This window comes from Saprospiraceae bacterium (assembly GCA_016719615.1).
Classification (GTDB): Bacteria; Bacteroidota; Bacteroidia; order Chitinophagales; family Saprospiraceae; genus Vicinibacter.
The window spans coordinates 1,279,915-1,292,239 of record JADJYQ010000001.1; the positions used below are offsets into that span (position 1 = coordinate 1,279,915).

6 protein-coding genes are annotated in these 12,325 nt (G+C 36.7%); 4 read left to right on the forward strand and 2 right to left on the reverse strand.

Annotation, left to right across the window (positions count from 1 at the left end; genetic code table 11):
- Positions 1-2 precede the first annotated feature (2 nt).
- The 3 genes from IPM92_05355 (at position 3) to IPM92_05365 (ending at position 9,040) form a co-directional block, all read left to right on the forward strand.
- Positions 3-5,525 carry a hypothetical protein gene (locus IPM92_05355; GenBank protein MBK9107809.1) on the forward strand — a complete coding sequence of 1,841 codons (5,523 nt, stop codon included), beginning with the start codon at positions 3-5 and terminating at the stop codon, positions 5,523-5,525.
- Complete coding sequence (gene pbpC / locus IPM92_05360; protein MBK9107810.1) at positions 5,482-7,884, forward strand: penicillin-binding protein 1C; 2,403 nt, start codon at positions 5,482-5,484, stop codon at positions 7,882-7,884. The genes IPM92_05355 and pbpC overlap by 44 nt, the downstream gene beginning before the upstream one ends.
- A gap of 85 nt (positions 7,885-7,969) precedes the next feature.
- Positions 7,970-9,040: a hypothetical protein gene (locus tag IPM92_05365; protein MBK9107811.1), complete on the forward strand. Its 1,071-nt coding sequence runs from the start codon at positions 7,970-7,972 to the stop codon at positions 9,038-9,040.
- 14 nt (positions 9,041-9,054) lie between these two features.
- On the opposite strand, the gene IPM92_05370 is transcribed toward IPM92_05365, so the two are convergent.
- Complete coding sequence (locus tag IPM92_05370; GenBank protein ID MBK9107812.1) at positions 9,055-9,699, reverse strand: LON peptidase substrate-binding domain-containing protein; 645 nt, start codon at positions 9,697-9,699, stop codon at positions 9,055-9,057.
- A complete protein-coding gene (pepT, locus tag IPM92_05375; GenBank protein ID MBK9107813.1) occupies positions 9,692-10,945 on the reverse strand; it encodes a peptidase T in 1,254 nt (417 codons plus the stop codon). The genes IPM92_05370 and pepT overlap by 8 nt, the downstream gene beginning before the upstream one ends.
- A gap of 80 nt (positions 10,946-11,025) precedes the next feature.
- Between pepT and IPM92_05380 the strand changes: the two genes are divergently transcribed.
- A complete protein-coding gene (locus tag IPM92_05380) occupies positions 11,026-12,312 on the forward strand; it encodes an NAD(P)/FAD-dependent oxidoreductase (GenBank protein MBK9107814.1) in 1,287 nt (428 codons plus the stop codon).
- Positions 12,313-12,325 lie beyond the last annotated feature (13 nt).

Here is a 12,325-nt window from a genome sequence, read left to right on the forward strand (position 1 = left end):
AAATGTATTTAAAGCATTTCTTTTCCTTATTGCTTACATGGATGCTGTTGCTTTCGTGTTCTGATAAAAAGGTGATATGGGTTGCCGAAAACAATCATTTATATAAAGATTATATAGCCGCATATTCTTCTGAACAATTGGATCGAGGTTCAGGCTTTACGATCGAGTTTACAAAAGCGGTGGTGGACATGAATGAAATTGGCAAAGTCTGGAGTGATGCCAAATTTGAAATTCAACCAGAATTACAAGGTGAATTTATTTGGATTACCAGCTCGCGAATAGAATTTCGACCAAAACGACAGAGCGATATTTCAGTTCAGAATCATAATTTAACATTAGACTTGAAATCGCTTTTTCCTGAAATTCAGGATGAGCTGCGATGGGCGGGTTTTCGCTTTCATTATATTCCCTTAAGCATTCTCGTTAAATGGGGAATCCCACGTGTGGATTTAACTGATCCTCACAAAATGTATGTATCGGCTCAATTGCGCTTGAATGATAAAGTAGAACCCGAAGCTCTTCAAAAAATGATTCGAATCGAAGGACCACATGCCAACGACTGTAGTATAAATGTGCATCCATCAGAACAGGATCCGGATATTATGGAATTAATGATCGGGAATATTCAAAAAATGGATCAAGCTTATGAGTTATTGATGAGTCTCGAACTGCCTGAGGATATCAAAAGCCCTTCTATAAAAAAAGAGAAACTGATCATTCCATCAAAATCAGAATTTACCATCACGGGCATTGAGAGAATGGATAAAGAAGCAGCTGCCTACAAAATCTACTTTTCAAATTTATTGGATCCATTACAGGATATTCAAGGATTGATTCAAGTGGATACATTTCATCTGTCAACGGGCCTGAATAAAGAAAAAGATTGTATTCAGCTTGATTTATCCGAAGCTCAGATTCCGAAAGAGGGGAAATTTAAAGTGCTTAAATTAGTGCGCTCAGCATCTGGCCAGGAATTAAATTCTGATCATTGGCTTCCTTACAACTTAGTAGAACAGAAGCCTCAAATCAGATTTGTATCCAATGGATCTGTATTACCTTTTAACGAACAGCTTATTTTGCCTTTTGAAGCCATCAATTTAAAAGCTATTGATGTTGAAGTATTTAAAATTTTTAAAAATAACGTCTTATATGATTTGCATTTAAATTTTAGTAGTCAAAATGACAATTATCAGTTGGTGCGATTGGGTAGGGTTGTGAAACAACAAACTATTCAGTTGGAAAACTTATCTCCGGGATCTAATCGCGATGCATGGAAGCGCTATGGACTTGATTTGAGCAAATTGATCGCAACAGAACCTGGAGCGATGTACCAATTGCGGCTAAGCTTCAGACCTTCCTACACAGAATATATTTGTGCTCAGAAATTGCCTGAGATCCCCGAAGATTTTTTTACTGACGATTCCGGGGATCCTAAGTTTAAGTCTACCTGGAGAGATTTTGCATATTACGATTATTTGGCAGGCTATGATTATGGTTCTGCAGACGATCCTTGCAGTTTGAGTTATTATTATAGCGAACATTTTGCAAAAAGAACGCTATATGCATCTAATCTGGGTATTTCAGTAAAGTCCATGGATATGGATGGCATTTGTTACACATTTGTATATGACTTACAAAGTGGCAAACCATTGAAGAATGTAAATATAAAATTATACGATAAGCAATTACAATTATTAAAAGAAGGACTGACAGATGCTTCTGGAATGCACCAGGCTTCAATTGTTGGCAATGTAATGTATGCTACGGCTGAGTGGAATCAGCAAATAGCTTATCTGGAATTGGAACCCGGAAAATCAATTTCGCAATCTGAATTTGAAACGGAAGGAGTACTTAATAAAGATGGTATAAAAATATCTGTTTATACAGAAAGAGGCGTTTGGAGACCTGGAGATACAATTTATTTGAATGCAATTTTATTTGATGAAACTCATTCGGGACAAAAATTTCCGGTAAATCTCACCGTGTTGAATCCCAAAGGAAAGCTGATTTATAAATCAACGCTTGCTGCGCCAATAATGGGACTTTATGCATTTAAAATACCCATCGATGGAAACGATATTACAGGAACATATATCGCTAAAATCAATTGTGGGCAATTGGATTTTCATAAAAATCTGCAAGTAGAAACGATCAAACCAAACAATATAAAAGTCAACTGGGATTTAAAAGAAAATACAAATGTGCATGCGCTTAAACGCGATTTTAGTTTGCAGGCGCTTTGGTTGCATGGACAGGAAGCTGCTTCATTGGATGCTCAGATCAAACTAAAGTATAAACTTGTAGAGCCGTATTTTGAAAAGTATCGCGATTATAAATTTATAAATCCTGAAACTCCTGTTGTCGAAGGGGAATTGGAAGTATTTAAAGGAAATCTGGATCAAAACGGGAAATTTATAACCAACGGAATTGACTTGCCTCTGACGCACACGACCGGAGATATAAAAGGCAATTTAATAAGTTTGATTACTGAATCTTCAGGAATACTTAATACAGATTATTACCCTTTGAATATTCAAATGTTTGATGAATATCTGGGAATTCAAATACCTGAGGGCCCATACGGTTATAAAAGTCTAGAAAGAGGAAAACCACAAAGTATAAAAATAGTAGCTGTCAGTGCTTCGGGACAAGCTTTGTCTGGCAGAACTGTAATCGCTGAGTTGTATAAGGTCAGTCATGAATGGTGGTATGAAATGCGGACTGGTTTTCCAAGTTATTACCAGGGAGCTAGTTTAAAAACAAAAATAAAATCGGAAAAACTAACAACTGATCGAAATGGAATAGCCTCCTTTAATATTCAATTGGATGAATACGACAGATATTTTGTAAAGCTTATTCATCAGAACAATCAATACCAGACTGGAGATTATTTCTATACAGGATGGCCATCTGATGACAAGGCAAAAAATTTTGTGAATATATTACATTTCAAAGCAGACAAAGATTTATATCAAATAGGAGAAGTCGCGCATCTGACGCTACCAGGCGCTTCAGCAGGTACATATACCATCAATATTATAAAAGGAAATAAAATCATCAAAAGCGAAATGATTGCTGCTAGCGCAGGTCAAACCACTTATCAGATTTCTCTTGAATCCGGAATGGCACCTAATATTTATGTCGATGTGAGTTATATACAGCCTTGTCAGCATAAATTAAACGACTTGCCACTTCGCTTATTTGGAATTATTCCACTAAAAATTGAAGATAAAGACAAAAAGCTTCTACCCAAACTCGTAATGCCTGAACTACTTAAACCTGACGAAAGCTTTGTTGTTGAGGTCAGCGAAGAGATGGCCAAAGAATTTGCATACCAGTTGTTTATTGTTGATGAAGGTTTATTAAATCTTACGCGATTTAAAACACCAAAACCCTATGACGACCTGATGGCTAAAGAAGCACTGGCATTAATGACCTGGGATAATTATGATGAAGTGATTGGAAACCTGGATGGGGAATTTGAAAAAATATTCAGCATTGGTGGAGATATGGGACTAAATAGTAAAGAGCTCAATAATGTTAAAAGATTTAAGCCTGTTATTTTAGCTTCAGGTCCACATGTTCTTGAAAAGGGCAAAAAAAACAAACATACTTTTAAACTCGAAAATTACACGGGGGCAGTCCGTGTAATGCTGATTGCCAATTCCGAAAAAGCTGCTGGTTCTGTGGAAAAGTCAGTTCCAGTCAAAAAAGAATTAATGATTCAATTGGCGTTGCCAAGGTCATTGAGTTATAATGATCTATTAAGTGTTCCGGTTACTGTTTTTGTGACAGACCCAAAACTTAAATCGATCCATGTGCAGTTGCATACAAATGGACCCATACAAATATTAGACAAATCGTCAAAGCAAATACAAGTGGATAGGACTGGCGAACATGTAATTTACTTTAAAGTTAGAGCGAATGGTGAATTGGGTGTATCGAATTTTAAAGTTACGGCAGAAGCAAACGGCATCAAAGCGCAGCATGAAATTCAAATCAAAATTGACAATCCAAATCCAGAAACCCATAAATATACTAGTTTGTGGATCGAAGCCGGAAAGGCCGCAATTCTTACATTCGAAGCCTATGGTATGCAAGGCACTCGAAAAATAGTATTGGAAGTTTCTACACTAAAAGGGATGTCTATGAAATATATGACGGAGCGTCTGATTCAATATCCTCATGGTTGTCTTGAACAAACTTTATCTGCTCTGTTTCCACAAAGCTTACTCCATAAATTACTCGATTTAAATCAGGAGGATAAAAATAAAATTAACGCAAACATTACTACCGGAATTGACAAATTGCGAAGATTTCAACAAGCCAATGGCGGATTCAGTTATTGGTCGGGAATGTTAGATGTGAGTGAATGGAATACCACCTATGCAGGCCATTTCTTAATTTCTGCAAAAAATTCTGGGTTTTACATTCCGGGTGATATGCTAGATAAGTGGTATAAGTATCAATCTTCAAGCTTAAATGCCATTGAGACAAAAGATCTGATGTTGTACCCTTGGAAGCAGAAAGTTTTGGCATATAAACTATTTTCTTTAGCGCTTTACGGTAAGCCAGCGTATGCGGCGATGAATTTGATGTATCAATTGAAAGAAAGAAATACAGTAGCTACTGCCTTTTTATCGGCTGCATATTTTTTAAGTGGCAAACAAGATCTAGCCTTAAAATTGCTGGCTTCGGAAGCACCGATCATTGCAACTTATCGGGAGTATGATCAAAGTTTTGGATCAACATACAGAGATGAAGCGGTATATGCACAAGTCTTTAGTTTGATTGGAAAAAAGCAGGAAGCCTATAAACTCCTCAGTAGAATTTTAGATACTGATCGGGGGATAGAATACTTGAATACTCAGGAGCTGTCTTTTGTGTTGCAAGCAGTTGCTGAATTGTATGGTCAAAAATTGGCAAGTCCAATTAAATTTGATTATCAATGGAATGGAAAAAATGAGAGTATTCATATGAATTCGAACTACTTTTCGGTCGATTTGAATACTACTAATGACAATAAATTAATTTTTAAAAATCTTTCGAACCTTCCCTTATCCGTAAACATTATTCAAGCAGGTATCGAGCCCCTTTTGGAAAATGTGAGAGATATGAAAGGCATTCAATTGAACACCAAAATCAGTAACAAATCGGGAAATGGTAAAACAATAAAACCAGGCGATCAACTGGAAGCTATTGTTGAAGTGCGCCTGACAAATTTTATCGGACTCATGAATAATATGGCGCTTACTATTAATTTTCCATCTACATTTGAAGTGATCAACGAACGTATCGGTGGTGTCTATACAATACCTGAAGGTGTAGATTATCAGGATTTTAGAGATCATCAAGTCAAAACTTATTTTGACTTGCAATCAGGTAAAGTATTAAGACTAAGTTTTCCGCTGCATGCAAGTTTTGCTGGAAAATTTTCTACACCACTCATCGTTTGTGAATCCATGTATGATCCTTCTGTTTATGCAAGAGTCAGTACGCCGTCTATCGAGATTCGTTACCAATAAATCCATAGGATTTAAGTGTGCGTTTTGGGCTTTGCTCCTCATCATTATATTCTTGATTTCTGCTATGGTAGCAGCACCTGAATTATTGCAAAGGCAACATTATGCAAGGGTAGTATACGATAGTTCAAATCAATTATTAGGAGCGCGATTAAGTCGTGATGGTCAATGGAGATTTTCTCCCGTCGACGACCTTCCTGATCGTTATATGACCTGTCTCAAACAATATGAAGATAAAAGGTTTGATTTGCATTTAGGAATTGATCCCATAGCGATCGGAAGGGCCATTTATTTAAATTTGAAAAGAGGAGAAATCAGTAGTGGTGGATCCACCATAACCATGCAGCTTGCAAGATTATTATGCAAACACAAGAACAGAAGTTTATGGAATAAGTTGATTGAATGTTGGTACGCTGTAGGTTTGGAACTCAATTATTCCAAGAAAAATATTCTTTGCTATTATGCAAGTTTTGCACCATATGGTGGAAATGTAGTTGGCTTGGATGCTGCTTTGTGGAGGTATTTTCAACGAAATCATCGCGAATTAAGTTGGGCCGAAGCTGCATTGTTGGCTGTATTGCCAAACCAACCATCCTGGTTGCACTTGCAAAGAAATCGACACTTGTTATTCGATAAACGCAATAGACTGTTGCATGAACTCTTAAAGAAAGCATATATAAATGCAAATGAATTAGAATTGGCGCTCCAGGAACCATTGCCTGAAACTTTGCATTTAATTCCTCAACATTCACAAGGACTTTTGGACGATTTGATAAATAACTATCCGCATCAATATCGATTTTATACAAGTATTGATTTGAATTTACAATTGCAATTGCAAGAAATCATTCGTCCGCATGCAAAGTTATTCAGAGGTAATGAAATCCACAATCTTGCAGTTTTGGTTGTAGATAACAATACGGGCAAAGTATTGAGCTACATTCCTAATTCACAGAATAAAGACGACACAATTCTTAATCAACAGGTCAATAATATTCATTCTTTGAGAAGTTCTGGTAGTATTTTAAAACCGCTACTATACGCTGCCGCTATAGAAAAAGGTATTGTGCATGCTGGAAAATTGATGGAAGATATACCGACTACTTATGGTAATTTCTCCCCTCAAAATTTTACGAAATCCTATTATGGAGCAGTCACTGCAAGAGACGCACTTCAGCAATCTCTGAACATCCCGGCCGTGCGACTATTAAAGGAATATGGCTTAAGTGGATTTCATGATAAATTGCAAAATTTGGGATTTACGTCCTTTAAAAAACCATCAGATCATTATGGTTTGAGTCTGATATTGGGAGGTGGTGAAGTTTCTGTCTGGGAATTGGCTAAGGTATATTCGAATCTTGCATTTCAATACAATCAATATCATGCCGAATCTGATCGTCGAAAATGGAAGTTCCGTAAAGACCTGAGTTTATTAAAAACCGATGAATCCAATTTATGGGATGTTGAATATCGGGAAGTATTAAAAATTCCAGCGATTTTCCAAATGTTTGATTTAATGAAAGGGGCACCGGATTTATGGAATGAATTGCCTTTTGATCGTTTGAATATAGCCAAAGAAATTTCCTGGAAAACTGGCACGTCCTTTGGATTTAAAGATGCGTGGTGTGTTGGTATTTCTCCCGACATCACCCTTGTAGTTTGGATTGGTAATTCAAATGGTCTGGGAAGACCCGGTTTAATTGGTGTTCATACTGCAGCTCCTTTGTTGTTTGATCTTGCAGCACATTTAAAAATGAGTGCGAATTGGAAACGACCGATCGACATCATGTATCCAAATATCGTCTGTCTTCATAGTGGAATGGAAAAATCGATGTATTGTAAAGATTTAGATACCGTTTGGACAGTCCATCAGGCCACTTCGTTTGGTTTGTGCAAGTATCATAAACAGTTTTATCTTGACAAGAGCAAAAGGTATCGTGTAACAAAAGCATGTGACCCGGAAGCTCAAGCTGATTTGTTTTTTGTTTTGAGTCCTATCATGGAATATTTTTACAAGCAGCATCATTTGTCCTATGCTTCACTTCCACCATGGCGGGAAGATTGTCAGAATTCAGATGCATACAAAGACAAAGAACTTGAGATTATATACCCTATGCAATCCAGTTCAATCTATATACCGGTAGATCTGGATTTAGCCAAAAATCAAATCATATTTAAAGCAACCCACAAAAATCCTGAAGCAAGGCTTTTTTGGTTTTTAGATGATGCATTTCTTGGCACAACCTTGAATAGTCATACACTGCAAACTTCTTTGCGGATGGGTCAACATCGATTGATGATTAGTGATGATAGGGGCCAAACAGCAAGTATTACATTTCAAAGCAGGCATTCAAAGCTCTGATGAAATAGGGAACTTTTCATTCCTTGCTCATTAAATTTACATATTATAAAAAAATATCATATATTTGCTATTGAGATCATAGTCTATGAGAATTTTTATTTGTTTAGTAGTCTGGATGCTTGTGTTGGAAGTATCCATTTCACAAGCACCCAAGTTCAGCAATGATTTCCTCAATATTGGAATTGGTGGCCGGGGAATGGCTATGGCAGGTGCAGTTTCTGCAAATACTTCTAGTATTCAGGCAGCTTATTGGAATCCTGCTGGATTGCCCTACAATCCTTCAAAGTTTCAGGTAAGTGCCCAACATGCAGAATGGTTCTCGGGAATTGGCAATTATGATTATGTCGCTTTTGGGAAAAGTTTTAGCGATGATTTTTCAAATTATGGATCACTCACGCTCATCCGAATGGCCATTGATAAAATTCCCAACACGCTCAGGCTCAGAGGTCCTGATGGAAGTATTGACTATTCTAAAATTGAAGAATTCAGCGTAGCTGATTACGCAATGTTGCTTTCCTTTGGCAAAAAAATTGGCGATGGTAAATGGGCTTTTGGAGTTAATGGAAAAGTCATTCACCGCAACTTTGGTGCATTTGCAAATTCCTGGGGTTTTGGTTTTGATGCAGGTATTCGTTATCATTCAAAAAATTTTGCCTTTGCAATCATGGGTCGAGATATTACTACCACTTTCAACGCCTACAAATTTAATTTTTCGACTGAAGAAAAAGCCATATTGCAACAAACCAATAATAGCATTCCTATTAGTTCTGTGGAATACAATTTGCCAAAGGTCATCATCGCTTTATCTTATAAAGTTACTGTCACCTCAAAATTTTCTCTGCTTTCTGCTTTGGATTTGGAGTGTTCATCTAATGGCACAGAATCAGCGATTTTAGCTACAAATAAATTTGCTGTGGATCCTAAAGTAGGTGTTGAGTTAGATTATGCGAATAGGGTGTTTGTACGGTTCGGATTTGGGAATTTTCAAAATGTGGTGAAAGACATTACAACCGATCAACGCGAATTGTCATTTAACCCTTCGGCAGGACTTGGTATCCAATTTGGGAAAATAACGATTGATTATGCAATGACAAATATTGCGAATAGTGGGGTGGGTTTATACTCCCACTTTCTTTCATTAAACCTCGATTTTTAAGAAATAGTTAAACGCTACTTCCACTCTGAAGATTTGAATTCTCTGAATTCACCATTCATGTGAATTTGTTTAATCCAGTTTGCGCGTAAACGGCTATGCTCGATCATGAATTCTAATTGAATAATGAGATATTCCAGTCTTTCGTCTTCAGTTGCCAATGCAAAAAATGAATATTCTTGATGAATATTAAAACCTACAAAATGTCCAATATCATAAGATTTGTAGTCAAGCCATTTTACAGATCTGTAAGGCTGAACTTTGTTGATTGAACAAAGCTCATCAAATAATATTTTAGTCTTAAGATATAATTCTTCAGTGCCTTTCTCTGATTCGTCAAATGTCGTAATTTCTGCTCCTGAATACAATTTGTTATTGTAATGATCGATAAAGTGAATCTTTCGAAATTTTTCCAAACTTTGTAAGCGAACATCCATTCTCCCATCCTCGTATAATTTACTAATCTCTATGAGCTTTACCAGGCAACCATCCTCCATTAGTCTATTGTCATAGATTGTGAGGATTCCAAATATAATTCCTGTTTCTTTGCAATCCTGAATGAGTTGTTTATACCTGGGTTCAAAAATGTGCAACCTCAATTCTTCATTTGGAAAAACAACTATGGGCAATGGAAAAACAGGTATCGTTATTATATCAGCCATTCCTTTCACAGATTTGACAAATTCTTACAATGACTTCTGAGGCTTTTTGCATATCTTGTACAGAGACCCATTCTTTTTTAGAATGGATCCCTTGTTCGCCGGCAAATAAGTTGGGACAAGGCAATCCCATAAAACTCAATCTGCTTCCATCTGTGCCTCCGCGAATAGATCCTTTTAACAATTCAAGACCTGCTCCTTGTATGGCTTCTTCTGCATATTCGACCGACTTTGGATATTGAGACAATATCTCTTTCATATTGCGGTATTGTTCAGTTACCAAAAATTCGTATTGACTATTGGGATATTTTTTAATGATCCGACTTACGACAGCTCTTAGATAATTTTCATATTCCTGTAGTTTATGTGTTTCAAAATCCCTAATGATAAAATGGATACTGGCATGTTCCAACTCAGATTCCACCTTTACGGGATGAATAAAACCTTCTTTGCCGGTCGTACGTTCAGGAATTAAATGTTCCTGTGGCAATGCAGAAATAATATCAGCTGCAATTTTAATTGCATTTTCCATTTTATTTTTAGCATAACCGGGATGTGTACTGACACCGGTAATTTTAATGTGAACCGCATCTGCAGAAAAAGTTTCGTCTTCAAGACTTCCTTTCTCTCCACCATCCAAGGTATATCCAAAATCGGCTCCGAGTTTTACCATATCTACGTAGTTGACTCCTCTGCCAATTTCTTCATCTGGAGTAAATAATAGAACTATTTTTCCACGCTTGATTTCAGGGTGATGATGTAAAAATAGAGCAGCTTCCATGATAGAGGCCACACCTGCCTTGTCATCGGCGCCTAATAATGTCAATCCACTGGCAGTTATAATATCTTCACCGGATTTGGTAAGTAATTCCGGAAATTCTTTTGGACTAATACAAATACCGGGATCATCAGGGAGAGAGAGATCCTGTAATTGATAAGATTTATGTAAAATTGGTCTTACATCGGTACCACTGCAATCTGGTGCTGTATCAACATGTGCACAAAAACAGATGGCTGGTAATTTTTTTTCAGAAGTTGCTGGAAGGCTTGCATATACATAACCGAAAGAATCCAGTTCTACATCTTGAATACCGGCTTGTTTCAATTCTTCTACCAGCAATCTCGAAAGATCCAGCTGCTTTGCAGTAGAGGGGACGCTGTCTGAAAATGGATTCGCCTGGGTATCCATTTTGGCATAACGCATAAAGCGTTCTGCAATCAAGGGAAATGAATTTATGTAATTATCCATTTGTTAAATCTTTGTACAGAATAGTCATTATTGAATTCTGAGTGTTTGTATATAGGTCACAAAGTTATAAATTTTGGCTTATGGCATTCAATATACCTTATTCAGAAAAAAAGAGAGTTGTCATCATTGGAGCCGGATTTGGAGGATTTATACTCGCCCAGCAGCTTCGTTGCAAATATTTTCAAATTGTTCTCATAGATAAGAATAATTACCACCAGTTTCAACCCTTGTTTTATCAGGTTGCTATGTCTGGATTAGAGCCAAGTTCCATTTGTTTTCCAATCCGCAAAAACTTTAGAAATGATGAAAATATTTTTATCAGAATTGCGGAAGTGACGAATATCAATCCAACAGATAAAAAGTTAATTTCAAACATAGGTGAATTGGACTATGACTTTTTAATTATTGCGTTTGGAAATTCGACAAATTACTTTGGAAATGAAAATTTTAAAAAATGGAGTATTCCACTTAAATCAGTTTCGGAAGCCCTTTATTTAAGAAACAGAATATTGGAAGATCTTGAAGCATCAGTTTTGGAACAGGATGAATTTATAAAAGATGTCTTGCTGGATGTGGTTATTGTAGGTGGAGGTCCGACAGGAGTCGAATTAGCCGGATCACTTGCAGAAATGAAAAGGCATATTTTGCCTAAAGATTATCCGGATTTAAAAGTGGAGTTGATGGATATACATCTGATTCAAAATGGTGATCGGCTATTGAATAATATGTCTGTAAAGTCTTCAGAAAATGCACTGAAGAGTTTGCAAAAAATGGGTGTAAACGTCCATTTGAATAAAATGGTTAAAGATATTTCAGAAACCGGGGTATTATTAAGCTCCGGTGAATTTATTAAAAGTAAAAAAGTAATATGGGCTGCAGGTGTAAAGGCGAATAAATTGTTGGGCCTGCCTGCTGATGTATATGCTCATGATGGAAGAATTATCGTGAACGAAAATTGCGAAGTAAAAGGAGCCCCTGATGTATACTGTATAGGTGATGCAGCCTTATTCGTTTCTGAGTCTTTCCCCTCGGGGCTGCCTGCGCTGGCTCCAGTTGCCATCCAACAAGCAACATATCTGGCAAAATTATTGAAGAAAAAACATCAGAAACAATCATTGTATCCTTTTGTCTATTTTGATAAAGGTCAAATGGCAACAATAGGAAGAAACAAAGCTGTGTTTGATTATAAGCAAATTCATGTCCAAGGTTTTATAGCATGGATTATTTGGCTCTTTGTTCATATTTATTTTTTAGTTGGCCTAAGAAACCGGATCATTGTTTTTATTAATTGGTTTTGGAGTTACCTTTTTTATGACCAGGCGCTGCGCATAAATATCAAACCATATGTTCCGGAAAAGCAAGAGTAACCCGTCTTCAACG

What these genes read in the sequence shown, in the direction of transcription:
- IPM92_05370 (MBK9107812.1), bottom strand. Translation starts at nt 9,699, where the DNA reads ATGGCTGATATAATAACGATACCTGTTTTTCCATTGCCCATAGTTGTT.
- IPM92_05355 (MBK9107809.1), top strand. Translation starts at nt 3, where the DNA reads ATGTATTTAAAGCATTTCTTTTCCTTATTGCTTACATGGATGCTGTTG.
- pbpC (MBK9107810.1), top strand. Translation starts at nt 5,482, where the DNA reads ATGCAAGAGTCAGTACGCCGTCTATCGAGATTCGTTACCAATAAATCC.
- IPM92_05380 (MBK9107814.1), top strand. Translation starts at nt 11,026, where the DNA reads ATGGCATTCAATATACCTTATTCAGAAAAAAAGAGAGTTGTCATCATT.
- IPM92_05365 (MBK9107811.1), top strand. Translation starts at nt 7,970, where the DNA reads ATGAGAATTTTTATTTGTTTAGTAGTCTGGATGCTTGTGTTGGAAGTA.
- pepT (MBK9107813.1), bottom strand. Translation starts at nt 10,945, where the DNA reads ATGGATAATTACATAAATTCATTTCCCTTGATTGCAGAACGCTTTATG.